Origin of the sequence: Hyphobacterium lacteum (genome assembly GCF_036330345.1) — a bacterium.
GTDB lineage: Bacteria > Pseudomonadota > Alphaproteobacteria > Caulobacterales > Maricaulaceae > Hyphobacterium > Hyphobacterium lacteum.
Genome location: NZ_JAZDRP010000006.1, coordinates 10,823 through 36,126, shown reverse-complemented (window position 1 = coordinate 36,126; position 25,304 = coordinate 10,823). Strand labels below are relative to the sequence as shown.

General features: G+C 62.2%; 22 protein-coding genes. 16 read left to right on the top strand and 6 right to left on the bottom strand.

Annotated features, from left to right (window positions below; genetic code table 11):
* Positions 1–160: 160 nt before the first annotated feature.
* From V0U79_RS10515 to V0U79_RS10495, 5 genes are read left to right on the top strand one after another with little or no spacing between them, the layout of a single operon-like run.
* The gene (locus V0U79_RS10515; protein WP_330199468.1) at positions 161–643 is read left to right on the top strand and encodes an NAD(P)H-dependent oxidoreductase subunit E; all 483 of its coding nucleotides are present in this window, start codon (positions 161–163) and stop codon (positions 641–643) included.
* The gene (locus V0U79_RS10510) at positions 636–2,192 is read left to right on the top strand and encodes a formate dehydrogenase beta subunit (protein ID WP_330199467.1); all 1,557 of its coding nucleotides are present in this window, start codon (positions 636–638) and stop codon (positions 2,190–2,192) included. The genes V0U79_RS10515 and V0U79_RS10510 overlap by 8 nt, the downstream gene beginning before the upstream one ends.
* The gene (fdhF, locus tag V0U79_RS10505) at positions 2,189–5,026 is read left to right on the top strand and encodes a formate dehydrogenase subunit alpha (RefSeq protein WP_330199466.1); all 2,838 of its coding nucleotides are present in this window, start codon (positions 2,189–2,191) and stop codon (positions 5,024–5,026) included. The genes V0U79_RS10510 and fdhF overlap by 4 nt, the downstream gene beginning before the upstream one ends.
* Entirely contained in the window at positions 5,013–5,792 is a 780-nt protein-coding gene (locus tag V0U79_RS10500; protein WP_330199465.1) for a formate dehydrogenase accessory sulfurtransferase FdhD, read from the top strand. Before fdhF ends, V0U79_RS10500 begins: the two co-directional genes overlap by 14 nt.
* Complete coding sequence (locus tag V0U79_RS10495; RefSeq protein ID WP_330199464.1) at positions 5,785–6,000, top strand: formate dehydrogenase subunit delta; 216 nt, start codon at positions 5,785–5,787, stop codon at positions 5,998–6,000. The genes V0U79_RS10500 and V0U79_RS10495 overlap by 8 nt, the downstream gene beginning before the upstream one ends.
* Here V0U79_RS10495 and V0U79_RS10490 read toward each other — a convergent pair.
* Positions 5,997–7,712, bottom strand: coding sequence for a formate--tetrahydrofolate ligase (locus tag V0U79_RS10490; protein ID WP_330199463.1), 1,716 nt, complete (start codon positions 7,710–7,712; stop codon positions 5,997–5,999). The two genes, V0U79_RS10495 and V0U79_RS10490, sit on opposite strands and share 4 nt — an antisense overlap.
* Before the next feature lie 455 nt (positions 7,713–8,167).
* On the opposite strand from V0U79_RS10490, the gene V0U79_RS10485 reads away from it, so the two are divergent.
* Together V0U79_RS10485 and V0U79_RS10480 are read left to right on the top strand one after the other, a co-directional pair.
* Complete coding sequence (locus V0U79_RS10485; protein ID WP_330199462.1) at positions 8,168–8,563, top strand: hypothetical protein; 396 nt, start codon at positions 8,168–8,170, stop codon at positions 8,561–8,563.
* Positions 8,564–8,631: 68 nt separating this feature from the next.
* On the top strand, positions 8,632–9,141 hold the full coding sequence (locus V0U79_RS10480) for a hypothetical protein (RefSeq protein WP_330199461.1): 510 nt from the start codon (positions 8,632–8,634) through the stop codon (positions 9,139–9,141).
* A 4-nt stretch (positions 9,142–9,145) separates the two neighbouring features.
* Here V0U79_RS10480 and V0U79_RS10475 read toward each other — a convergent pair whose 3' ends face one another.
* On the bottom strand, positions 9,146–10,345 hold the full coding sequence (locus tag V0U79_RS10475; RefSeq protein ID WP_330199460.1) for a BaiN/RdsA family NAD(P)/FAD-dependent oxidoreductase: 1,200 nt from the start codon (positions 10,343–10,345) through the stop codon (positions 9,146–9,148).
* A 107-nt stretch (positions 10,346–10,452) separates the two neighbouring features.
* On the opposite strand from V0U79_RS10475, the gene V0U79_RS10470 reads away from it, so the two are divergent.
* From V0U79_RS10470 to V0U79_RS10450, 5 genes are all read left to right on the top strand, one after another.
* Positions 10,453–11,064 (top strand): thymidine kinase, encoded by a 612-nt coding sequence (locus V0U79_RS10470; RefSeq protein ID WP_330199459.1) that lies wholly within the window; start codon positions 10,453–10,455, stop codon positions 11,062–11,064.
* Between the two features lie 98 nt (positions 11,065–11,162).
* On the top strand, positions 11,163–12,389 hold the full coding sequence (locus V0U79_RS10465; RefSeq protein ID WP_330199458.1) for a NupC/NupG family nucleoside CNT transporter: 1,227 nt from the start codon (positions 11,163–11,165) through the stop codon (positions 12,387–12,389).
* A gap of 7 nt (positions 12,390–12,396) precedes the next feature.
* Entirely contained in the window at positions 12,397–13,323 is a 927-nt protein-coding gene (locus V0U79_RS10460; RefSeq protein ID WP_330199457.1) for a nucleoside hydrolase, read from the top strand.
* On the top strand, positions 13,323–14,189 hold the full coding sequence (locus V0U79_RS10455; RefSeq protein WP_330199456.1) for a ribokinase: 867 nt from the start codon (positions 13,323–13,325) through the stop codon (positions 14,187–14,189). Before V0U79_RS10460 ends, V0U79_RS10455 begins: the two co-directional genes overlap by 1 nt.
* Positions 14,182–15,093 (top strand): isopenicillin N synthase family dioxygenase, encoded by a 912-nt coding sequence (locus V0U79_RS10450; protein WP_330199455.1) that lies wholly within the window; start codon positions 14,182–14,184, stop codon positions 15,091–15,093. Before V0U79_RS10455 ends, V0U79_RS10450 begins: the two co-directional genes overlap by 8 nt.
* A gap of 13 nt (positions 15,094–15,106) precedes the next feature.
* Here V0U79_RS10450 and V0U79_RS10445 read toward each other — a convergent pair whose 3' ends face one another.
* The gene (locus V0U79_RS10445) at positions 15,107–16,735 is read right to left on the bottom strand and encodes an amidohydrolase family protein (protein WP_330199454.1); all 1,629 of its coding nucleotides are present in this window, start codon (positions 16,733–16,735) and stop codon (positions 15,107–15,109) included.
* Positions 16,736–16,878: 143 nt separating this feature from the next.
* On the opposite strand from V0U79_RS10445, the gene V0U79_RS10440 reads away from it, so the two are divergent.
* A complete protein-coding gene (locus tag V0U79_RS10440; protein WP_330199453.1) occupies positions 16,879–17,748 on the top strand; it encodes an alpha/beta fold hydrolase in 870 nt (289 codons plus the stop codon).
* Here the strand turns inward: V0U79_RS10440 and V0U79_RS10435 are convergent.
* The gene (locus V0U79_RS10435) at positions 17,745–19,406 is read right to left on the bottom strand and encodes an aminotransferase class V-fold PLP-dependent enzyme (protein WP_330199452.1); all 1,662 of its coding nucleotides are present in this window, start codon (positions 19,404–19,406) and stop codon (positions 17,745–17,747) included. The genes V0U79_RS10440 and V0U79_RS10435 overlap by 4 nt on opposite strands.
* Positions 19,407–19,520: 114 nt before the next feature.
* Between V0U79_RS10435 and V0U79_RS10430 the strand changes: the two genes are divergently transcribed.
* Positions 19,521–19,988 carry an Lrp/AsnC family transcriptional regulator gene (locus V0U79_RS10430; protein WP_330199451.1) on the top strand — a complete coding sequence of 156 codons (468 nt, stop codon included), beginning with the start codon at positions 19,521–19,523 and terminating at the stop codon, positions 19,986–19,988.
* A 5-nt stretch (positions 19,989–19,993) separates the two neighbouring features.
* Here V0U79_RS10430 and V0U79_RS10425 read toward each other — a convergent pair whose 3' ends face one another.
* Together V0U79_RS10425 and V0U79_RS10420 are read right to left on the bottom strand one after the other, a co-directional pair.
* On the bottom strand, positions 19,994–20,653 hold the full coding sequence (locus V0U79_RS10425; protein ID WP_330199450.1) for a TetR/AcrR family transcriptional regulator: 660 nt from the start codon (positions 20,651–20,653) through the stop codon (positions 19,994–19,996).
* A 2-nt stretch (positions 20,654–20,655) separates the two neighbouring features.
* A complete protein-coding gene (locus V0U79_RS10420) occupies positions 20,656–21,798 on the bottom strand; it encodes an acyl-CoA dehydrogenase family protein (protein ID WP_330199449.1) in 1,143 nt (380 codons plus the stop codon).
* A 68-nt stretch (positions 21,799–21,866) separates the two neighbouring features.
* Here V0U79_RS10420 and V0U79_RS10415 point away from each other — a divergent pair, with 68 nt between their 5' ends.
* Positions 21,867–23,681, top strand: a complete 1,815-nt coding sequence (locus V0U79_RS10415) for an acyclic terpene utilization AtuA family protein (RefSeq protein WP_330199448.1) — start codon at positions 21,867–21,869, stop codon at positions 23,679–23,681.
* Positions 23,678–25,300, top strand: a complete 1,623-nt coding sequence (locus tag V0U79_RS10410) for an acyl-CoA carboxylase subunit beta (RefSeq protein WP_330199447.1) — start codon at positions 23,678–23,680, stop codon at positions 25,298–25,300. Before V0U79_RS10415 ends, V0U79_RS10410 begins: the two co-directional genes overlap by 4 nt.
* The last annotated feature ends 4 nt before the right edge of the window (positions 25,301–25,304 follow it).

Sequence of the window (25,304 nt, the reverse complement as noted above, 5' to 3'; positions counted from 1 at the left end):
TGCGCGGCGCTTGGCAATCGGGACAGCGCTATTCTGTGGTCACGCAAGGCGTTGGCGTGTCCGCTGCGAGTTTGCCGGGCAGGGCAATCAACGCGCTGCACTCTTGCGCATTCCCTTTCCCGCAGGGCTCCTTTAGGTTTTGTGGCGCAAGGAGGATTTCATGGCATACGGCGAGACAGACACCGGCGGCGCAACGCGTATCGGCCAGATCTGTAGCCGTTATAATGCCCGGCCCGATGCGCTGGTCGAGATCCTGATCGATGTTCAGGCCGAGTTCGGCTGTGTCTCGGATGCGCACGCCGCGCAGATCGCCGGACGTCTGAACCTGTCGCGCGCCGAAGTTCATGGCGCGCGGTCATTCTATTCCGACCTGTCGGCCGAACCGAAAGGGCGGCGCTGTGTGAAGCTGTGCCAGGCAGAAGCCTGTCAGGCTGTGGGCAGTGATGCCCTGAAAGCTGCGGCAGAAGCGGCGCTTGAGGTGAAGCTCGGCGGGACAGGTATGCCGGGCGAAATCTGGCTGGAGCCGGTTTATTGCCTCGGCAATTGCGCGCTGGCGCCTGCCGCCATGGTGGATGAGCGTCTGATCGGCCGGGCGAGTGTTGATGCGATCATGGCGGCGCTGGAAGGCGGTGAGCATGACTGACCGGATCATTATCTGGGTGCCCCGCGATGCGGCGGCGCGGTCTGTGGGCGCTGACGCCGTGGCGGAAGCGTTTGCCCGTGAAGCCGAGGCGCGCGGTCTTGAAGTGACGATCCGGCGCAACGGGTCGCGCGGCCTGTTCTGGCTGGAACCGCTGGTGGAGATTGCAACGGGCGGTCAGCGGATCGGCTACGGGCCGGTATCGCCCGAAGATGCTGCGGGCATTCTGGACGAGGGCGGCGGGCATGCGCTTTGCCTTGGCCCCGTCGGGGAGATCGGGTTTCTCAAGCGCCAGCAGCGCGTCACCTTCCGGCGCTGCGGTGTCATCGATCCGCTGGATCCTGAAGATTATGCCGCGCATGGCGGCTGGGCGGGCCTGGAGCGGGCGGCGAAAATGACGCCCGAGGCGATTTGCGAGGAGGTCACCCGGTCCGGATTGCGCGGACGGGGCGGGGCGGGTTTTCCGGCTGGTATCAAGTGGACCACGGTGCTCGAGGCCGATGGCGCGCAGAAATATGTCTGCTGCAATGCCGATGAAGGCGATAGCGGGGCCTTCGCCGACCGGATGATCATGGAAGGCGACCCCTTCACCGTGATCGAGGGCATGATCCTGGCCGGTTTTGCGACCGGCTCGACGCAGGGCTTCATCTATATCCGGTCGGAATATCCCGATGCCATTTCGGTGATGCGCGAGGCGATCGCAATCGCGCGCGCCGGGGGCTTCCTCGGGACGGATATTCTCGGGTCCGGACGGGATTTCGATATCATTTTGCGGCGCGGGGCCGGGGCCTATATTTGCGGCGAGGAAAGCTCGATGCTGAACTCGCTGGAAGGCAAGCGCGGCGAGGTCCGCGCGAAACCGCCCATCCCCGCCCTGTCTGGCCTGTTCGGCGAGCCCACCGTGGTCAATAATGTGCTGACACTGGCCAGTGTGCCGATGATCCTGTCCGGCGAGCCCGGAGCCGACGGATACAAGGCAATCGGGCTGGGCCGGTCGGCCGGCACGCAGCCATTCCAGCTGGCGGGAAATATCCGGCAGGGCGGGCTGGTGGAACTCGCCTTCGGCGTCACCTTGCGGGAATTGATCGAGGATTTCGGCGGCGGCACGCTGAGCGGACGTCCGGTCCGGGCCGTCCAGGCGGGCGGGCCGCTGGGCGCCTATATTCCTGCGCACCAGTTCGATACGCCGATGAGTTATGAGGCCCTCGCCGATATCGGCGCCATGCTGGGCCATGGCGGTCTGACGGTTTTCGACGATCAGGTCGACATGGCGAAAATGGCGGAGTTCGCTTTTGAATTCTGCGCCGAGGAATCCTGCGGCAAATGCACGCCGTGCCGGATCGGCGCGGTGCGGGGGGCGGAGACGATGGCGAAAATCCGCCGCGGCGAGAATGTCGAGGCCAATCTGGAGATCATCGGGGATCTGGCCGAGCTGATGCGGGATGGCTCGCTGTGCGCGATGGGCGGGCTGACACCCATGCCGGTGATGAGCGCGATTGAACATTTTCCCGAGGATTTCCCCGGCCAGGCCAGCAAGGAGGCAGCGGAATGACCGTATCCGGCAGGTCCGACCTTGGCACGCCCGCACCCGCGGCCAGCGGTGAGACAGTCACGCTGACCATTGATGGCCAGCCGGTGGAGGTGGAGGCCGGCAGCTCGGTGATGCGCGCGGCCGCGATCGCCGGCACCGAAATTCCCAAGCTGTGCGCGACGGATTCCCTCAAGGCGTTCGGCTCCTGCCGGCTCTGCCTGGTGGAAATCGAGGGCCGCAAGGGCACGCCGGCCTCGTGTACCACGCCGGTGGAAGACGGCATGGCCGTCACCACGCAGTCGCCACGCCTGGAGAAGCTGCGCCGCGGTGTGATGGAGCTGTATATCTCCGATCACCCGCTGGATTGCCTGACCTGTGCGGCCAATGGCGATTGCGAGCTCCAGGACCGGGCCGGCCAGGTCGGTCTGCGCGAGGTGCGCTATGGCTATGAAGGCGAAAACCATTTGTCCCGCGGCAAGGACGAGACCAACCCCTATTTCACCTTCGATGGATCGAAATGCATTGTCTGTTCGCGCTGTGTCCGCGCTTGTGACGAGGTGCAGGGCACGCTGGCGCTGACGGTTGATGGACGGGGATTTGCCAGCGTTATCGCGGCCGGGGCGGATGAGGGCTTTTTCGAGTCCGAATGCGTGTCCTGCGGGGCCTGTGTGCAGGCCTGCCCCACCGCCACGTTGACCGAGAAAACGATTATCGATCACGGCCAGCCCGATCATTCGGTGATCACGACCTGCGCCTATTGCGGTGTGGGCTGTTCCTTTGAAGCCGAGATGAAGGGCGGCGAAGTCGTCCGCATGACGCCCCACAAGAATGGCGGTGCCAATGAAGGCCATTCCTGCGTGAAGGGCCGCTTTGCCTGGGGCTATGCCACCCACCGCGACCGCATCCTGTCTCCGATGATCCGCGAGAGCACCGACCAGCCCTGGCGGGAGGTCAGCTGGGATGAGGCCATCGGCTTTGCCGCCGACAGGTTCAAGATCATACAGGAGCAGTATGGCAAGGGCGCCATTGGCGGTGTGACCTCCTCGCGCTGTACCAATGAAGAGGTCTTCGTTGTCCAGAAAATGGTGCGGGCGGCCTTTGCCAACAATAATGTCGATACCTGCGCGCGGGTCTGTCACTCGCCGACGGGCTATGGCCTGAAGCAGACATTCGGAACCTCGGCAGGCACCCAGGATTTCAAATCGGTCGGCAGTGCTGACGTGATCCTGGTGTGCGGCGCCAACCCGACGGACGCGCATCCGGTCTTCGCCTCGCGGATGAAACGGCGGCTGCGCGAGGGCGCAAAGCTGATTGTCATCGATCCGCGGCGGATCGACCTGGTCCGCTCGCCGCATATCGAGGCGGCCCATCATCTGCAATTGCGCCCGGGCACCAATGTCGCCGTGGTCAATGCCATGGCGCATGTCATCGTCACCGAAGGGCTTGTGGACGAGGCGTTTGTCGCGGACCGCTGCGATACGGTGTCTTTCGAGCGGTGGAAGGCGTTTATTGCAGATCCCGCCAATTCACCCGAGGCGCTCGAAGCCGATAGTGGCGTACCGGCCCAAACCGTCCGCGAAGCCGCCCGGCTGTATGCCACCGGGGGGAATGGCGCGATCTATTACGGGCTGGGCGTGACCGAGCATTCGCAGGGCTCGTCCATGGTGATGGGGCTGGCCAATCTGGCCATGGCGACTGGCAATATCGGGCGTGAAGGCGTGGGCGTGAACCCGCTGCGCGGCCAGAATAATGTGCAGGGCTCGTGCGATATGGGGTCGTTCCCGCACGAGCTGCCGGGTTACCGGCATATCTCGGATACCGAGACGCGCGCCAGCTTCGAGAAGCTCTGGGGCGTGACCCTGGAAAAAGAGCCGGGCCTGCGGATACCCAACATGTTCTCGGCGGCGCTGGATGGGACGTTCAGGGGGATGTTCATCCAGGGCGAGGATCTGGCGCAGTCCGATCCCGACACCGAGAATGTCGATGCGGCCTTGCAGGCCATGGATTGCGTCGTCGTGCAGGACCTTTTCCTGAACGAGACCGCCGCCTTCGCCCATGTCTTCCTGCCGGGCACATCCTTCCTGGAAAAGGATGGCACCTTCACCAATGCCGAACGGCGTATCAACCGCGTCCGCCCGGTAAAACCGCCGCTTCAGGGCCTGTCGGAATGGGAGACGGTTTGCCGGCTCGCAACGGCGATGGGCTATGACATGTCCTATCCGGATGCGGCGGCGATCATGGACGAGATTGCTGCAACGACGCCGAGTTTTGCCGGCGTCAGCTTTGACCGCCTCGACCGTGAGGGCTCGCTGCAATGGCCTTGCAATGAAGCGGCCCCGGATGGCACGCCGGTCATGCACAGGGACGCATTTGTCCGCGGGGAGGGGCAATTCATGCTGACGGCCTATGTGCCCACCGAGGAGCGTTCCAGCCGGTCCTTCCCGCTCTTGCTGACGACGGGGCGGATCCTGTCGCAATACAATGTCGGAGCGCAGACGCGGCGCACGCAGAATTCGCGCTGGCATGATGAGGACGTGCTGGAAATCCATGCCTCCGATGCCGAGATGCGCGGCGTCCGTGATGGCGATCTGGTGGCCCTGTCCAGCCGCAAGGGCTCGACGACCCTGCATGCGCGGATCAGCGACCGGGTGCCGCCCGGTGTCGTCTACACAACATTCCACCACCCCGAAACCGGCGCCAATGTGGTGACGACCGAGAATTCCGACTGGGCCACGAACTGCCCCGAATACAAGGTCACGGCGGTCGAGGTGGCCCCCTCCAACATGCCGTCTGCCTGGAGCCGCAAGCGCCGCGAGCGGCAGCAGAAATCCGTGCGCATCGATGCCGCCGAATAGGGATCAGCAGGCAGGATGGCGGGCCGGACCGGCCGGCTGGGGCATTGCCGAGGAAGCCGCTGTGGAGATCGGTTTCCGGGGGCAGCCCTGGACGGTGATGATGGCCAGTCCGCTGGAGCTGGAGGATCTCGCCCTCGGTCTCGCCTACACGGAAGGCCTGATCACGCCGGGAGCGGATTTGCCGGCGGTTTCGCTCCGGCGCTGGCCGGAAGGCTGGAGCGCGGATATCGGTCTTGATCCGGATAAGTTGCCATCCGGCGGATTACGCAAGCGGAATCTGGACGGCGTGACGGGATGCGGGCTGTGCGGGGTCGAGACCCTGGCTGAGGCCCTGCGCCGGCCGCCGGGCCTGGACGGGCGGGCGCGCATCACCGGTCAGGCGATCGAAACGGCGTTCGAGGCGCTGCCACCGCATCAGGCTCTGAACGCCGCCACGCGCACTGTGCATGCGGCGGCCTGGTGCTCGCCGGCAGGAGAGATCGTGTTGGTGCGCGAGGATGTCGGACGCCATAATGCGCTCGACAAGCTGGCCGGAGCCCTGCTCCGGTCCAACCGGCTGGGAGAGGACGGCTTCATTGTGATGACCAGCCGCTGCAGTTTCGAACTGGTGGCCAAGGCTTCGATGACAAGCGCGGGCGTTCTGGCGACCTTGTCGGCGCCCACCGGCATGGCGATTGACCTGGCCGGGGCGGCCGGCCTGCCGCTGGCCTGCCGGGGCGATGGCGGCGGCGTGGTATGGTTCGCCAGGGGAGATGACAATGCGTGACGAGGACATCGTCAGGATGACCAATCAGATCGCCGCCTTTTTCCAGCCTTATGGCCGGGACGAGGCGGTCGCCGGCGTGGCCGGTCATATCCGCAGCTTCTGGGAACAGCGCATGCGTGCCGCCCTGGCGGATCTTGTCCAGCGGGACCCTGACCGTCTGGACCCGGTGGTCCGCGATGCCGCGCTGAGCCTGGGCGCGTCCACCTAGGACAGGTTCTGGATCAGTCCGTTTTCGTCGAGATGAATGTCGAGCGCTGCCGGCTTCCGGGGCAGGCCCGGCATGGTCATGATGTCCCCGCAGATCGCCACGATGAAACCGGCACCGGCTGACAGCCGGGCCTCCCGCACCGGCAGGAAATGGCCCGTCGGCGCCCCCATCTGCTTGGCATCGGCCGAGAAGCTGTACTGGGTCTTGGCGATGCAGACCGGCAAGTGCCCGTAACCCATCTCCTCGAATTGTTCGAGCGAACGCCTGGCCTTGGCGCTGAGATGGATGTCGTGCGCGCGGTAGACCTTCTGCGCGACCGTCAGGATCTTGTCAGCGAGGCTGATATCATCGGGATAGAGCAGTTCGACCTTCGGCGAGCCGGTCTCCAGCTCATCGACCACGGCGCGGGCCAGATCGGCGGCGCCTTCGCCACCCATCTCCCAGTGACGCGACAGCTCGACCTTCACGCCCCTGGCCTTGCAGATGGCCCGCACGGCCTCGATTTCGGCCTCGCTGTCCTTGACGAAATGATTGATGGCGACGATCGGCTTCAGACCGAATTGTTCCAGATTGGCGATGTGGCGCTTCAGGTTTACCGCGCCATCCTTCACCGCCTGGACATTTTCGGCATCGAGATCGGCCCGTGCCACGCCGCCCTGCATTTTCAGGGCGCGGATGGTGCAGACCAGCACTACCGCATCGGGCCGCAATCCGGACTGGCGGCACTTGATGTCGAAGAATTTCTCGGCCCCCAGATCGGCTCCGAAACCGGCTTCGGTAACAACGATATCGCTCAGCGCCAGGGCCGAGCGCGTTGCCATCACCGAATTGCAGCCATGGGCGATATTGCCGAACGGCCCGCCATGGATGAAGGCCGGGGCGTGTTCGATGGATTGCACCAGATTGGGCTGCAGCGCATCCTTCAACAGAACCGCCATGGCGCCGTCGGCACCGACGTCGCGGGCGGTGACCGGCTGCTTGTCATAGGTATAGCCGACAATCATCCGGCCCAGCCGTTCCTGCAAATCCTTCAGATCATTGGCGAGGCAGAAGATCGCCATGACTTCCGATGCCACGGTGATGTCGAACCCGTCCTGGCGCGGTACGCCATGGACCGGCCCGCCCAGCCCGATGACGATATCGCGCAGCGCCCGGTCATTCATGTCCAGCACGCGTTTCCAGACGATCTGGCGCGGATCGATTTTCGGCTCATGGCCCCAGTGGATATGGTTGTCCACCATGGCCGAAAGCAGATTGTGGGCGGCGGTGATCGCGTGGAAATCGCCGTTGAAATGAAGGTTGATATCCTCCATCGGCACCACTTGCGCCCGGCCACCGCCGGCCGCGCCACCCTTCATTCCGAAACAGGGGCCAAGCGAGGGTTCGCGCAGGCAGACCACGGATTTTGCCCCGATATGGTTCAGCCCGTCATTGAGGCCGACACTGGTGGTGGTCTTGCCTTCGCCGGCCGGCGTGGGCGTGACCGCCGTCACCAGCACCAGCTTGCCCAGCGGCTTGTCCTTCAGGCTGGCAATATAATCGTGCGAGACCTTGGCCTTGTAATGGCCATAGGGCACCAGCGCTTCGGGCGGTATGCCCAGTTTTTCCTCGGCCAGACCCAGTATGGGCCGCATTTTCGCGGCGCGGGCAATCTCGATATCCGGTGCGCCCGGTGGCGGCAGATCCGGCTGCAAAGGCGTTGTTTTTGTCACGTGCTTGTCTCCCCTTCCGCCACTGGTGCTACAGGATCAAATTGCAGACAAGCCGTTTTGTGTGCCGGTGGCCAATCCCCGCCCGGTGTTTCCCGCTTAGACTTTGCGCCTGATCCATCTCTCTGCCTGCCTCCTGCCTGCCGGCGCCCGTCGGAAAAATTGTAGGAGACTCCGATAAAAACCGGAGACGGATTGGAGTCGCACCGGAGCCCCGTTCATGCCGGCATTCCCCAATACAGACAGGCCAATCCGGCAGGTGAGCGCGTCGGCAGCGACCGCAATAGTCGTAGGAGTAGTAGGAGACGAAACCCGGAAAACCGGAGTCTTATCCACGCGGCGCAAACATGAGTCGCCGGAAAGCGCAACCTCGAATCGAAGAAACCCCTTTTATTCCAGCAAGCCTGATGCTTAGATCAGGGACTGGCCAGGGTGGGAAACGGCCGAGGAGTTCTAGAATGTCTGCGTTGGATCGTTTTCGCGAGCTGCCGGGGGAGCGTATTGCCAGCATGATCAAGCTGGTCGTGCACCATCGCGGACCAGAGGCCGAGCTGGCCCTGATCCATGCGTTCGGGGAGGCCCGGATCAAGGAAATCTATGGCGGTGACGAGCCGCGCTTCAGCGAGCTGGAAGAGATTGCTTCCATCCTCGCCGTGCCGGTTTCGGCCTTCCAGGTGTCTGCGCCGGGCGAGTTTCCGGAGCTGGAAATTGCCTGGGCGGAAATCCTCTACCATGCCAACGGGCTGGGCCGGAGGGATCTGGAAAAGCTGGCGCTGGAACTGGCGAAACTGACACCGAATAATGGCGAGAGCATTCTCTCGCTGATGCGCCGCCAGAGGAATTGGCGGAAATAGGCAGGGCCGGCTCTCCAATCCGGTGAGCGGGCAGGAACAAACGGGCGGAGACAGGGACGCAAGGCGATTTGACCGACCGGACGATCATCATTCTGCACGCTCCTGAAGACGCCCAGGATGCGTTCATGATCGCGCGCGAGCTGGTCACCCCGCCGCGTCCCTTCCGCGACCCGCAGGTCCGCCTGCTGACCGCGGCCGAGCATTGCCGCCTGCCGCTGGGATTTGAATCGGCGCGCCTGATATTCGTCAGCTCCATTACTTCGGTGAATTCGCTGGCCATCAGCCGGGTGCTGGATGCCTATCTGAAGCAGGGCCATCGCGAGGATGTGCTGGTGGTGGCGGCGTCTTCGGTGCTCGCCGGTTATGGCGAGGAGGCGCTGATCAGTCCGATCCTGCGCTATCGCCGGTCCGCGGCGTCGGGCCTGCTGGAGGATTCCGGTTTTTCCAATACCCTCATCGGAGACATGCGCAGCGAGACCGCCGAAGGGATTGCCGGCAAGATCGAAAGCCATATCCGCAATACGCGCGGCGGCGATGATGTGGCCAATGACCGGAGCCTGCCGCGGCGCCGGATCTGAGTGCTCAGGCCTGTGCGGCGGCGTGAGCGCTGGCCCAGGCCCACTGGAAGTTATACCCGCCCAGCCAGCCCGTCACATCGACGCATTCGCCAATGAAGAAAAGGCCGGGCACGCTTTTGCTCTGCATTGTCTGTGAGGATAATCCCGCCGTATCGACCCCGCCGGCTGTGACCTCGGCGGTGCGCCAGCCCTCGGTTCCGGCGGGCTTCAGCGTCCAGTGCGACAGGCCGTCGACCAGCGCGTCGATCGCAGCGTGGGACAGATCGGCCAGGCGGGGACAGTCCGGTATGTCGCCGCGCGCCGCCAGCATCGCCACCAGCCGCGACGGCAGCAGGGTTTCCAGCGCGCTGACGAGGGATTTTTTCGGATGGCCGGCCTTGAAAGCCTTCAGCGCGGCCGGTGCATCGAGACCGCCGAGAAGGTCGATCGTAATGGTCTCGCGCTCGGCCCAGTATGACGAAATCTGCAAAATGGCGGGGCCGGAAAGCCCGCGATGGGTAAACAGCATGGCCTCGTCAAAGGCGGCCCGCTCATTGCTGGCCCGAACCGGGCAGGCGACGCCGGAAATCTCCGCGAAGTCGGTCTTGGCCCGGCCCTCGAAAACGAAGGGCACCAGGGCCGGGCGCGGCTCGATCACCGCATGACCGAACTGGCGGGCCACATCATAGGCAAAACCGGTCGCGCCCATTTTGGGAATCGAAAGCCCGCCGCTGGCGATCACCAGACGGGTGGCACTGACCGGACCTGAACTCGTCATGATCTGGAAACCGCTGTCGGTAAGGGCAATGTTGCTGACCGTCGTCTCGAGGCGCAGCGTGCCGCCGGCCGCCCGCAACTCGGCCAGCAGCATGTCGATGATGGCGCCGGAGCGCTCATCACAGAAAAGCTGGCCCAGCGTCTTTTCATGCCAGCCAATATTGTGGCGCTCCAGCCGGCCGATGAAATCCTGAGGCGTGTACCGCGCCAGCGCCGACTTGGCGAAGTGCGGATTGTCCGACAGGAAATTGGCGGGCGTGGTGTGAATATTGGTAAAATTGCACCTGCCGCCGCCGGAAATGCGCACCTTCTCGGCAGGCTTCTTCGCATGGTCGATGACCAGAACCCGCAAGCCTTTTTCGCCCGCGCGGGCGCCATAGAACAGGCCGGCTGCACCGGCGCCGACTACCAGCGCGTCGAAATGCTCGTTTTCATGGCCTGTCGTCATGATCGCATCCTGTCAGGTGTCTCCCGCTTGCCGTCAAGACTGCAGGGCCGCCGCCGCAATGCGCGCACCGCGTTCGACAGCGCAGGGAATCGCGCTAGCGGATAGCCATGAGCAAGCTCTATTTCACCTTCAGCGCCATGAATGCCGGCAAGTCGGCCATTCTGCTTCAGGCCGCGCACAATTACGGTGAACGCGGCATGGCCGTGATGCTGTGGACGTCGGGGCATCACGCGGCTTCGCCCGAGGATGAAATGGGTGAGATTGAATCGCGGATCGGACTTCGCGCCCCGGCCCATATCTACCGCGCCGGCACCAACATGTTTGCCATGATTGCCGAGCAGAAGACGGCTGGCGCACTGGATGCAATTTTCATCGATGAGGCCCAATTCCTGACCCGTGAACAGGTCTGGCAGCTGGCGCGCGTGGGTGATGAGCTGGGTCTGCCGGTATTGTGCTACGGGCTGCGCACCGACTTCCAGGGAAAGCTGTTTGAAGGCGCGGCCGAGCTTCTGGCCATCGCGGATGATTTGCGTGAAGCGCGGACGATCTGTCATTGCGGACGGAAAGCGACCATGAATCTGCGCCGGGACGCGTCGGGCGACGCTGTGACCGAAGGCGCGCAGGTGGGTGTGGCCAAGTCGGATTATGTATCGCTGTGCCGCAAGCACTGGCTTGAAAGCCTTGAAAAGCCGGCAGATGCGGCCGCTCCCGCAGCCTGAGCCACAACAGGGTATCGCCTTTGCGCGCTCTGCGTGGCAATAAACCTTTCTGCTGAAACGCCTTTCATCGGCGTGGGCGAGGGGAGGCGTTTCCGGACATGAGTGAAAACCTGATTGCGGTCTTTGGTGCGCTTCTGCTTCTGGCGATTGCGGTGGCCTTCTCATCCAATCGCCGCCACATCCGTCTGCGCGTTGTCATCAGCGCTTTTCTTCTCCAGGTGGCAATCGGCGTCCTCGTGCTTTTCCTGCCGGCAGGACGCGCGGCTCTCTCAGCTCTTTCCGCCGGGATTACGCAATTGCTGGCCTTCTCGGCGGCCGGTATCCAGATGGTGTTCGGGCCTCTGGTTTCGGAGTCGATCGGCTTCAGCTTTGCGCTGAACGTATTGCCTGTCGTTATCTTCTTCTCGGCGTTGATGTCGGTGCTCTACCACATCGGGATCATGCAATGGGTCGTGCGTATTGTCGGCTATGTCCTTCACAAGGCATTGGCCTGCGGGCGTGTCGTCTCTCTGAATGCCGCGGCCAATATCTTTGTTGGCCAGACCGAAGCGCCTCTGGTGGTTCGTCCCTATCTGACGGGGATCAGCAAGGCGCAATTGTTTGCCATTATGACGTCGGGTCTGGCTTCCGTAGCGGGGACGGTGCTGGCCGCCTACGCCCAGATCGGGATCAGTATCGAGTACCTGCTGGCAGCGAGTTTCATGGCCGCCCCCGGCGGTTTGCTGATGGCCAGTATCATCATGCCGGAAGACCGTGATGGCGCCGAAAAGCAGGATCTGATCAAGCCTGCTGCGGCGCGTGAGCGGCACGCCAATGTCGTCATGGCGGCGGCCGTTGGCGCCAAGGATGGCCTGCAGCTGGCCCTGAACATCGGCGCCATGCTGATTGCCTTTGTCTCACTGATTGCCCTGGTGAATGGCCTGATCGGTCTGGTGACAGGATGGTTCGGCGTGGACGGTGTCACGATCCAGAGCCTGCTCGGTATGATTTTCTCTCCGCTGATGATGGCCCTGAGCATTCCTGTGACTGAAGCCCAGGCGGCCGGAGCCATCGTTGGCGAGAAGCTGGTGATCAACGAGTTCGTTGCTTATCTGACGCTGTCCGGCAGCCTTGAGGAATTCTCGCCCCGCAGCCAGGCCATCCTGACGATCGCCCTGTGCGGCTTTGCCAATCTCAGCTCGATCGGCATTCTGCTGGGCGGTCTTGGCAGCCTGCTGCCTGACCGCATGGGGCAGATCGCTCATTTTGGCTTGCGGGCCGTTTTGGCAGGCTCCCTGTCCAATTTGATGAGTGCCGCGATCGCGGGCATGCTGTTTGCTGGGTGACCATGAAATGAGCCGGCGTGTCATCATCGATTGTGACCCGGGCGTGGATGACAGCATCGCATTGTTCACGGCGCTTGGTTCTCCCGAAGACATCGATCTGATGGCTGTCTGTGTTGTCGCGGGCAATGTTCCCGTGACGACCTGCACCCACAATGCCCGCAGCTTGCTGGCGCTGGCCGGGCGGTCCGAGATACCTGTCTATGAGGGGTGCGATCGGCCACTGATCGTAGAGCCGGAATTTGCCGATCACATCCATGGTGAAACCGGGCTGGGCGATGCGGTGCTCGCGGAGCCAACGGTTCCGGCTCAGAACCTTGGTGCAGTGGACTACCTGATCGGGACGCTAGAAGCTGCCGCACCGGCTTCGATTACCATGGTCATTACCGGGCCGATGACGAATTTTGCGACGGCCCTTCAGCGCAATCCGGCCATCGCCACGGCCGTTAAGGAGCTGGTGATCATGGGCGGAGCCAGCGCGGCTGGCGGCAATATTACGCCGCATGCCGAGTTCAATATTTACGCCGACCCCGATGCTGCGCGCATTGTTCTGGCTTGTGGACGTCCGGTCACGCTGATCGGTCTTGATGCGACCCTGCAGTTTCGCTGCACGCCGGCGCGCATGGAACGATTAGGCGCGTCATCGCATCGAATCCTGAAAGCCGCGACAGCGATGATTGGTCACGTCAACAAGATTTATGGCGAGATCTATGGTGATGAGGGCTCCGCTCTGCACGACCCTTGTACGATCGGATATCTTATTGCCCCCGACTTGTTCGAGGCGCAGGAGGTTGCCGTGACAGTGCAAACTTATACCGGTGAAACCCGGGGGCAAACGGTCGTGAAACCGTCGCCGGGCTCGGACTTTCGCTGGGTCACAGGGCTGCGGGCCGGGACGCTGTTCGATCTGCTGATCGAGCGCATGGAGAGATTGTGATGAGCGCGAAGATCTGTGTGGCCGGTTCGGTCAATCTCGATCTCGTCGTGCGTTGCGGGCACTTGCCGGTGGCCGGCGAGACCGTACTGGGAAACGGTTTTGCCAAATACCCCGGAGGCAAGGGCGCCAATCAGGCACTTGCCGCGCGGCGGCTGGGCGCGGACGTCTCGCTGATTGCTTGTGTCGGCAAGGATGAAGAAGCCGACCAGGCGCTGGCGCTCTTGAAGGCGGACGGCGTGGATCTGTCGATGTGCCGTGCCACCGAAGATGCACCGACCGGTGTCGCGCTGATAGCGGTTGAACCGGGCGGGGACAATCAGATCGTGGTGGCGTCCGGTGCCAATGCCTGTCTTTCCGTTGACGATCTTCCGGACCGGATTGAAGGGGCGCTCATCGGTCAGCTGGAAACGCCGCTTCCGGTCCTGGATGCGGCGCTGGAAAGGTGCCCGGGGCTATCCTGTGTCAATCTGGCCCCGGCCATCGACGTACCGGATAGCCTGCTTGGCCGGATCGACGTCATTGCAGTCAATGAAACCGAAGGGGCAATCTATGGTCTGGACCGGCTGCACCGGTCTGGCGGCATGACGGCGCTGACGCTGGGGGCCAGGGGGGCGGTACTCCTTTCAGATGGACAGGAAATCGCCCGGGCGGTGCCACCTCATGTCGAAGCCGTGGATGCGACCGGTGCCGGCGATACGTTCGTTGCGGCCCTGACGGTGGCGCTGGTCGAGGGAGCCGAACCTGGCAAGGCGCTGGACTTTGCCTGCCGGGCCGGCGCGCTGAGCACGCTGACGCGCGGCGCCCAGACATCTTTTCCCCGGCGCACGGATGTAGACCGTATGCCCAGCGGAGCGCCTCATGGCTGAGACGATTCCCCATCTCGATCTGGCCGACTTCACATCGGGTGATGAAAAGGCGCGCCGCGATTTTGCAACACGGCTGGTCGGGGCGTTAGAGCAATGCGGCTTCATAACCCTCGAAGGGCATGCGGTCGACGCAGCGCTGATCGCGCGAAGCTATGAAATGGCGGAGGCCTTCTTCAACCTGCCGGAAGCCGAGAAGCGGACCTATGCTGGCGGATTGCGCGGCTACACGCCATTCGGCCGCGAACACGCCAAGGATATGACAGTCCCCGACCTGAAGGAGTTCTGGCAGATTGGCTATGAAGCCCATGCGGGGGCAGATCAGAATGTCTGGCCGGACCGACCCGTGGACTTTCGGGAGGTTTTCGGGGCGCTCTTCGAGGCGCTCGAGTCGACAGGCCGCCAGCTCTTGTCCGCAATAGCCATCGGGCTGGAAATCGAGCCGGAATATTTCGAAGACCGCGTACCGGACGGCACATCGCTCTTGCGCCTGATCCACTATCCTCCCGTGCCGGAAAATGCAGATCCCAAGAGCGTCCGCGCCGCGGCTCACGAGGATATCAATCTGATCACTCTTCTGGTGGCCGCTCAGGGCGCGGGACTGGAGATTTTCACGCGGGAAGGAAAGTGGTTGCCGGTCAATAACCAGCCGGCGCATCTGGTTGTCGATACCGGCGATATGATGGCGCGGATCACCAATGGCCGCTTGTCGGCCACGACCCATCGCGTGGTCAATCCGGCGGGGCCGAATGTCAGCCGCTATTCCATGCCCTTTTTCGTGCAGCCAAGAGAGGATGTGATGCTGGAATGCCTGACGTCATGTGGCGGTTCTGGCGACAGTCCGGAGCCGCTCACGACAGGGGACTTCCTCAACCAGCGCCTGGTCGAGATCGGTCTGAAAAAATAAGGGCGCGCCGGGTCTAGTCTTCGTTTTCGCGAGCGGCCTCGACCATTTCACGGACTTCGGCCAACAGTTCGCGCGCATCCCAGATAATCCCGTCGCGGATCGTGTAGACGACACCACCGACGCGCTCGTTTTCTTCGGTTTCCCAGTTGAAGCGCGGATGGCCTGTCCCGTACAGGACGCGCAGATTGCGCAACGGATTTTCCGCAACGATGACAAAGTCAGCGCGCTTGCCGACCTCGATTGTACCGATCTCGTCCTCGGCACCCAGCAGCTCGGCCCCGTTGAACGTGGCCGCCTGGATCACTTCCAGTGGGTGGAAACCGGCTTCCTGGAGAAGCTCGAGCTCGCGGATATATCCGAACCCGTAGAGATTATAGATGAAGCCGCTATCTGATCCGACGGCGATACGGCCACCGGCATTTTTATAGTCATCAAGGAACGACATCCAGATCCGGTAATTCTCACGCCAGTCGATTTCGTGCTGTGTTGTCCAGTCGAAGAAATATGATCCGTGCATGCGTGGATCAGGCTGCAGGAAGGCCCAGAGATCGGGATGGGTGTATATGTCATGCCACTCGGCTTCGCGTGCCCGCATGACATCGCGATTGGCTTCATAGATCGTCATGGTCGGCACCAGGGTGAAATCCAGCCCGACCAGTTCCTCGATCAGCAGATTCCATTCGTCCGAGCCGCGTGGCGCGGCCTGACGCCATAACCGGCCGGCTTCACCGAAGCGGTCCTGCTCGTTCATGTAATTATAGTCAAGTGAATAGTCCTGGATGACCTGACCGTCGAACATGGCTTCGGGCAGGCCATACCAGTGTTCCATCGACGTCAGCCCCCAGCGCGCGGAGTCGAGCACATTATTGCGTACGACGGTTCGCTGGTCGTGGTGATAGGCCGTTTCCAATCCGCGTGCGGCGGCTTCTTCCATGGCGGCCTGTGCGACGTCCGGAGCGGCACCGCGAAACTTGATGCCGTCTGCCCCGCGGCGTGCAACATCACGCACCCAGCTCCGGGCCTGTTCGGGCGTGCTGATGGAGCCATCGAAATACGCATAGGCATAGATGCGCGGGGCGGTGATTTCACCGCGGGCGGCGCGGTCACGATGCTCCATCGTCCAGCCCAGCCCCCAGAGCGAGCCGACTTCGCGGACCGTGGTTACGCCGTGCGCGAGCCAGAGATTGAAAACATATTGCGGATCCAGCGGGGCGCCGGCAGCAGCCTGCCCGGGCGAGCCGATATGGGTATGCGCGTCGATGAAGCCGGGCAGGATATACATGCCGGTTGCGTCGATTTCATAGTCACCGGGCGCCGGCCGGACTCGCGGATCAATGGGCAGGTCCGGCGCGCCGACCGTCGCGATCCGGGTGATGCGATTGCCCTCAACCACAATGTCGACCGGGCCGACGGGCGGGGAGCCGGTTCCGTCGATCATGATGGCGCCGCGGATGACCAGCCGGTCAAATGGCCCTTCGCCGTTTTGCCGGTCCGGTGCCGGAGCCGGCGGCGCAATACCGACGCGCTGCAGTCGCGTAATGCCCTCTTCGCCGGCTTGAATCTGTGTCGATTGGGCCAGCGATGCCGTTGTCAGAGTCAGGCTGGTCAGGATGGCTGCTGCCATCTTCAGGATTCTGGTCATGCTTGCTCCCCTCGCTGACGGAAGTCTGACAGCAGATCGAAGCGTTTTGCAAATGAAGCGGTGTGCTGTCAGTGATTGTATTTCTCTGGCGAACTGGCTTTGTGCCCAGGTCAATTAGCGACAGCGTGGCGGGATGCCGAATGATGAAGACGGATATCAGATTTTCCGACCACCATTTCACCACGGCGGATGAATTGAAACTCCATTACCGGCAGTACGATCCGGTGGGTGACGTCACGGGCACGCCGGTCCTCTGCCTGCATGGACTGACACGCAATCTGAAAGATTTCGAGGATTTCGCGCCGCAGATCGCGGGTCTGGGCCGCCCGGTCATCTCGGCGACCCAGAGGGGACGCGGCGAATCGGATTACGATCCTCAGCACGAGCGATATAATCCGGCGGTCTATACGCAGGACATGTTCGCGCTGCTGGATTATCTGGAGATTCCGAAAGCGGTCTGGATCGGCACATCCATGGGTGGATTGATGACGATGGTCGCGTCCACGCTGGCGCCGCAGCGGCTCGAGAAAGCCGTCCTCAACGATATCGGTCCCGAACTGGATCCTGTCGGAATTGCGCGCATTCGTTCCTATGCCGGAAAGTCCAGCGGCGAATTTGCGAGCTGGCAGGCGGCCGCGGACGCTATTCGCGCCATCAATGGCGCCGCGTTTCCGAAGGAAACCGGGAATGAATTCTGGCTGGATTTCGCGCACAAGACCTGCCGCCCGCTGGGTGATGGCCGAGTGGCGCTTGCCTATGATCCGGCAATCGCCAAATCCGTTGCCGAGGGCGGGGATGCGGATGTTGATCTCTGGCCGCTATTTGATGGGCTCAAGGATATCCCGACGCTGATCGTGCGGGGGGCAATCACTGACCTTCTTATGATGTCGACCGTTGAGAAAATGCAAGCCCGCAAGCCGGATCTGGACTTTGTAAGCATCCCGAATGTCGGCCATGCGCCATTCCTGACCGAACCTGCCGCCATCGGGAAGATAAAGGCGTTTCTCGCCTAGGCAGGCACGGCAAAATTCCGGAGGGGTTCGACATCTTCGGGCAGGCAGCCACAGCCTTCGCAACAGTCCAGCGATTCTGCAAGAACACGCGCCTCATCCATTGCTTTTGCCATCAGACGGCGGCCGCGTGACTGAGCCACTATGCCGAAATCCGCATTGCTGTCCTTGTGCTTCCACTGGCCTGAATAGGCGCAGAACTCATAGCAGCGCAGAAAGTCCTCGCCATGCCTGGCGACAAATCGGACCGCCTCTATCAGATAATCGATCTCTTCCTCGTCCATCAGCCAGTGCAGGCTGACACGGCACCAGCCCGGCCGGACTCCGGCATAGCCTGACAGGACGGCTTCGCGGATATCGGCGGATGCCGAGAGGTCGAGATCGAGCAGTGTGTGGCCATATGGACCGGCGCAGGAACATCCGGCCCGGGACTGAATGCCGAAGAGGTCGCTCAACAGGTTCGAGACATAACGCGGATGAAGGATATCACCGTTGGCTGTCCGGATATTGAAGGCGGCAATGCCAATCCGCCGTTCCGGATCCCGCGAGCCAAGGATTTCAATCCGGCTGTCCTCCGCCCAGGCGGCAAAGGCCTTCTCCATGGCGGCATGTTCGCGGGCTTCGACCGTGTCATAACCGACCGAACCCAGATATTTCAGGGCCAGCGCGGCGCGCAGCATTTGCGGCATGCCCGGCGTTCCGGCGCGTTCGCGGACGGAAATGTCGGGAATGAAGTCGTGGCTCTGCGGCATCACATAGGAGACTGTGCCGCCGCCCGAGACCGTCGGCGGAAGATCCCCGCGATAGATCGAGGCGCGGAAGACGAGAAGGCCGCAGGACCCCGGTCCGCCGACAAATTTGTGCGGCGACAGGCTGACGGCATCCGGTCCCGCTGCAGGGTCCTCCGGATTGAGGTCGATTTTCAGATAGGGGGCGCTTGCCGCGCAATCGAGGCAGAGAATGGCGTCATTTTCGTGGAGCAGGCGAGCGAGGCGCGGCACATCGGTTTTGATGCCGGTGACGTTCGAGGCCGCCGAAAACGCGCCGATCTTTCTCCGGCCGGCATGGCGCGGATCCTTCAATGCTGTTTCGAGCTCGCCGAAATCAATGCCACCGGTTTCGTCCAGCCCGATGCGGACAATCTCCGCCCGGCTTTCGCGCCAGGTGAGGTCATTGGAGTGGTGCTCATACGGTCCGACAAACACCACGGGTGCGAGAGCCCGCAGCTGGGCCTCCAGCTTGTCGGCAACTTCCGAGCCGAGCAATTGACGCATATTGTCCATGCGCTCGGCTCGGCTGGCCGGGGATTCCGCAACGCCGAGGATTTCCTGAAGCTTTGCAATCGCTCCAGTCGCGCCCGAACCACAGGCGACAACGCCGTCCTCGGGCCGGACATTCAGCGCCTCGCGGATCATGTGGTCAGCACGATGCAGCCAGTCCGTTGATGTCCGGCCGGTCGCGCTGTCATCGGTGTGGGGGTTGGCATACGCTGCCAGCACGCCTTCAACGGCGGCCTCGACCCGTGTGTCAGCCCTGCCGGAGGCGGCATAATCGGCATAGATGAGCGGACGAAGTCCGAACGGGGTGCGGAGGGTCGCATCACGCCCGATCTGGGCGTCTCGGGCGGCCTTGATAGCATCATCTTGCAGCGGAGCGGTCATTCTGGCCTCTTGAAAACCGGTTCTGTCCAACTTCGCACGCATTCGGGATCGATTTCTGCCAATTCGCCCTTTCTGAGAGAGGTGTTGTAGTATACAGCACCAATAAATGGAGGAATGTTGGTGTTAGACAGCTATAATCGAAAGCTTCTGAAGGCTTTGCAGGCTGATTCCCGCAAGACGGTGCAGGAATATGCGGACCTGATCGGGTTGAGCGCGACGCCCACGGCCCGGCGTCTGAAAATGCTGGAAGAGCAGGGCTATATCAAAAAGCATGTCGCTGTTCTGGATGCCGAAAAGCTGGGCCTCAAGACCACGCTGTTCGTATCGATCAAGACCCGGCACCATGATGATGAATGGCTGGAACGGTTTTCAAAGGGCGTGGCCCGGATTCCGGAAGTGGTTGAATTCTACCGGATGGGCGGGGATATCGACTATCTTCTCAAGGTCGTACTGCCGCAGATCACCGATTATGATGATGTCTACAAGCGCATCATCTCGATTGCCCCGCTGTCGGAAATGTCAGCCTATTTCGCCATGGAAGCGATCAAGAATACGACCCAGCTCCCGATCGATGCGGTCTGACGGTTTCAGGCGCGTTTTTCCAGCTGGCTGATCGCTGCTTCCAACCGGCTGACGAGGGTCTCATCCAGTGCCGGTTTGGCGCCATAGGTGCTCTTGAAGGCCTGTATCAGATTGTCGACCACACCGGTCGGCCGCGTATCGCCGCGCAAGGCAATGGTGCGGGCTGAATATTCCAGCGTGCCATAGAACATGTCCCGCGCGATCCAGGCCGGTTGGCCGGCGCGGAAGAGGCCAGCGGCAACCCCCGCAGCGTAGATTTCATCGAAGACAGCCACATAGGCGCGCAGGAAATCGCGTGTTTCGGGATCGACGCTGTAGGCTTTTCGCAGCTTGGCGGCGAGATCGAGGAAGGCAAGGTCGCGAATGACGCTCGTCAGATGATAGTCGGCGAGGGCGTGCAATTGTTCGAGCGGATCGGAATGGCGCGCGACCGTCTCGCGGGCATTGCGCGTCAGATCCTGCCAGAAACCGGCGAGCAGCGCTTCCATCAGGGCGGACTTGGTCTTGTAGTAAATATAGACGGTGCCTTCGGCGATGCCGGCGCGGCGCCCGATTTCAGCGACCCTCGCGCCGTCGAAACCCGCTTCGATGAAAACCTCGCGCGCCGCTTTCAGAATGGCGCGGCGGCGGTCTTCGCTGCGGTCAGTGCGAGCCGTGTCCGGCATGATCAAAGCCCCATCTGACGGACAGCCAGATCGCGCATGATCTCTTCCGAGCCACCGCCAATCGCCTGGACCTTCACCTCACGATAAACCCGCTCGACCGGATGGCCGCGCAAATAACCCGCGCCTCCCAGAATCTGCATCGTCTCGGAGGCACAGAATTCCAATGCCTTCGAGGCAGAGAATTTGGCTTTTGAAATCTCCGCCACAGGCGTGCGGCCTTCGTTCACCAGCCAGCAGATCTGGTTGAGATAGGCCTCGACCATATCGATCTTCGCGGACATGTCGGCGATCTTGTGCCGGATCACCTGATGGCGGATCAGCGGTTTGCCAAAGGTCTCCCTTTCCATCGCCCATGAGATGGATTCCTTCAGACACAGCTTCATGGCGCCCAGCATGCTGGCGATCAGGCCGATGCGTTCGCCGTTGAAATTGTTGACGATGGCCAGGAAGCCCTGACCCTCCTTGCCGAGAAGATTGTCCGCGGGAATCCGGCAGTCCTCGAAATACAGCGTTGCCTGATCAGAGCACCACCAGCCCATTTTCCGGTCAATGGCGGTTCGGGAAAAGCCCGGCGCATCTGCCTCAACAAAGAAGAGCGAGATCCCGTCCAGCTTGCCTTCCGCCGTTCGGGCGCCAACCACGAAGTAGTCGCTTTTCATCCCGCCGGTGATGAAGGTCTTCTGACCATTGATGACGTATTGGCCGCCCTCGCGGCGGGCGGTGGTTTTCATCCCGCCAACGTCAGATCCGCCAGCGGGTTCTGTGATAGCCAGACTGGACGCCTTCCTTCCTGAGATGATCTCAGGAAGCACCCGGTCGCGGATATCATCATTGGCCAGATCCTGGATCGGGTGTTGTGAGATGGAGCGTCCGCCCAGGGCGGCTGCAACGCCGCCAACCCCACATTGTGCCAGCTCCTCCGCCCAGGCGGCCTGCATGAAGCAATCAGAAAAGCCCAGCCCGCCCCAGCGTTCGTCCATACCAAAGCCGAAAACGCCCAGAGCGCCGACCTTCTGATGCAATTCCCAGGGTATCTCGCCAGCTTCGTCCCAAGCATCAGCATAGGGGGTGATTTCGTCCGCAACGAAGCGGCGGACCGTCTCGCGAAAGGCGCGCCGCTCTTCGGTATCGAAAGGGTTTTCCATGCGCCTTTCTCCCTGTTGCCTAGATCAGAAACCGGTTGACGGACATAAACTGAGATGGTCTCATTTATTTGTCAATCGGGCGGGAGGCAGGATTGCCTGGCAGGAAAACAATCAGGATCGGGGGTGCCAGCGGTTTTTGGGGAGAATCCGATATGGCGCTGCCGCAATTCCTGAAGGCCGGCGGGCTGGACTATATCGTCTTCGATTACCTGGCCGAGATCACGCTTTCCATCATGGCCCGGGCGCGGGCCAAAGATGCGTCCAAGGGCTATGCGGCGGATTTCGTCGATTTCGTGCTCAAGCCCAACCTTGAAGAAATCGCCCGGCAGGGCGTGAAGGTGATCTCCAATGCCGGGGGCATGAACCCTGGGGCTTGTGCCACAGTGATCGAGGCCGCCGTGAAAGCGGCCGGACTGGATCTGAAGGTGGCGGTCGTAACGGGTGATGATCTGATCGACCGGGCCGACGCGCTCGCGGCTGGCGGGTATAAGGAAATGTTCTCCGGTGCAGATTTCCCGGACCCGGCGAGCATTGCCTCCATTAATGCCTATCTCGGTGCAGCGCCAGTTGCCGAAGCGCTTCGACGTGGGGCGGATATCGCCATCACCGGTCGAGGGGTCGACAGTGCCGTAACCCTCGGAGCGTGCCTCCACGCCTTTGACTGGGCGCTGGATGATTGGGACCGGTTGGCAGCGGGCAGCCTTGCCGGGCACATTATTGAATGCGGGCCGCAAGCAACCGGCGGGAATTTCACGGACTGGAAATCGATTGCCGAAGAGCTCGTCGAAATCGGCTACCCGATTGCCGAGATCAGCGAGGACGGGTCGACGGTCATCACCAAGCCGGATGGCACGGGTGGCTCGGTGACGGTGGCGACCGTTGGCGAGCAGATGCTCTACGAGATCGGTGATCCGGCGGCCTATATCCTTCCGGACGTGGTTTGTGACTTCACTGACGTGATGCTCGAACAGGCCGGGCCGGACCGTGTTTCTGTCACCGGTGCGAAAGGCCGCCCTGCACCGGATACACTGAAAGTCAGTGTCACCTATCAGGATGGCTGGCGCGCCGGAACCACTTTCTTCTATGTGGGCGAGGACGCGACTGAGGCGGCGCGGGCATTTGCAGAGGCTGCGCTCGCCCGCGCGTGCCGCAAGCTGAAATCCTATGGAGCGCCGGATTATACCGAGACCCTGATCGAAATTGTCGGGGATGGAAGCGCTTTTGGTGTGGAAGCGGGCAAAGCGAGAGACGTCGCGGTCAAGCTCGCTGTGAAGCATGCCGACCCACTGGCCGCCGGGTTGATCCTGCGGGAGGCGATCGGGATGGCGCTGGCGGCTCCACCGGGCCTGTCGGGCTTCTCGGGCAGCCGGCCAAAGCCGTCACCGGTGGTCCGGCTTTTCTCCTTCCTGCTGCCGCGCGAGCAGGCCATACCGGTCGTGCTTATGAACGGCGAGGCCATCGAGCTTGATCCTGGCCGCGGTTCGACGGTGGAAATTCCTGATGAGCTGCGTTCCGAGCCGGAGGCGCCTTCGGGGCGAGCGACGACAAGCGTTCCCCTGTTCAAACTCGCCTGGGGCCGGTCGGGCGACAAGGGTGACAAGGCCAATATCGGGCTTTTGCCGCGTGATCCGGCCTATATGGCGTGGATCTGGGCGGCCCTCGACGAGCAGACGCTCCGGTCCCGGTTCTCGCATTATCTGGAAGGTGGGGTGGATCGCTATTTTCTTCCCGGCACCGGGGCGATGAATATCGTCCTGCACGATGTTCTTGGCGGGGGTGGTGTGGCCAGCCTGCGCAATGATCCGCAAGGCAAAGCCTACGCGCAAATCCTGTTGCAAACCCCCATCCCTGTGTCGGGCGAAATCGCAGAGGCGCTGACATGACCGTTTTCAAGTCGCGGATTTCAACCTCGTCGGACGCTTTCCAGCATAACCGTCAAGCCATGCTGGAGCTGATCGCGAAGCTGGATGAGCTTAACGGGCGGGCGGCGCTGATTTCGGAGAAGCGCAAGCCGCGCTTCGAGGCGCGCGGCCAGTTGACGCCGCGCGAGCGGCTGGCCCGGCTGATTGATCCCGGCATGCCGTGGCTGACGCTGGGCAATCTCACCGGCTATCTGGCGGACAATCAGCCCGAGGAACGGTCCTTGCCCGGCTCCACCCTGATCGCCGGCATCGGCTTTATCCGGGGTGTACGCTGCATGATCATTGTCGACGATAGCGGCATCAAGGGCGGGGCGATTCTCAAGGCCGCCGGCTACAAGATCCTCCGTGCCGAACAGATCGCGCTGGAACAGAAGCTGCCCTTCGTCCACCTGGTGGAAAGCGCGGGCGGCGATCTCATCAATTACACGGTCGAAGGCTTTGTGCGCGGCGGCGGTGTCTTTGCCGGCCAGGCAAAACTCTCCAAGGCAGGCATTCCGGTGATCACCATTCTGCACGGCTCATCAACGGCCGGCGGTGCCTACATGCCCGGCATGAGTGATTACGTCGTGGCGGTAAAGGAGAATGGCAAGGCGTTTCTGGCCGGACCGCCCCTCCTGAAAGCCGCCACGGGCGAAATCGCAACGGAAGCCGAGCTGGGCGGCGCGGAAATGCATGCGGAGACCTCCGGGCTCGTCGAATACCTCGCCGAAAACGATGGTGAGGCGGTGCTGATGGCGCGCGAGGTCGTGGACCGGCTGGGATGGAATACGCGTTGCCCCAAGCCGGAGCGGCCGGAAGGGTCGCCGCCGCTCTATGATCCCGACGAAATTGCGGGTGTAGTGCCTGTGGATTACCGCATTCCCTATGATGTTCGCGAGGTGGTGGCCCGGATTGTCGATGGGTCGGACTTTGCCGATTTCAAACCGCGCTATGGCGCTTCAACGGTCTGTCTGCAGGCCAATGTGATGGGCTATCGCTGCGGACTGATCGGCAATAACGGGCCGATTGATCCGGCCGGCGCGACCAAGGTTGCACAATTCCTTCAGCTGATGGACCAGGCCGATACGCCGGTTGTCTTCCTGCAGAATACGACGGGCTACATGGTCGGTACGGATTATGAGCGCGGCGGTATGATCAAGCACGGGTCAAAGATGATCCAGGCGGTGACCAATATCGAGGTGCCGCGGCTGACCTTCATGATCGGGGCGAGCTTCGGGGCCGGTAATTACGGCATGTGCGGGCAGGCGTTTGGCCCCGACTTTCTTTACTCCTGGCCCAATGCGGCCACCGGCGTTATGGGCGGCGAGCAGGCGGCGACCGTTATGTCGATCGTTGCCGAGGGGCAGGCAAAGGCAGCCGGCACCGAGCCGGACCGCGAAGCCCTGAAGCAACAGGAAGCTTTTCTGAAAGAGCTGTTCGATGGTCAGTCAGGTGCCTTTTACACATCCGGTCACGAGATTGATGACGGGATGATCGATCCCCGTGATACGCGAAAAACTCTGGGTTTCCTGCTGGCCACGGTCTGGGAGGCGCGTCACCGCGAAGCGCGGCGCAACTCCTTTGGCATTGCGCGGATGTAGGCGG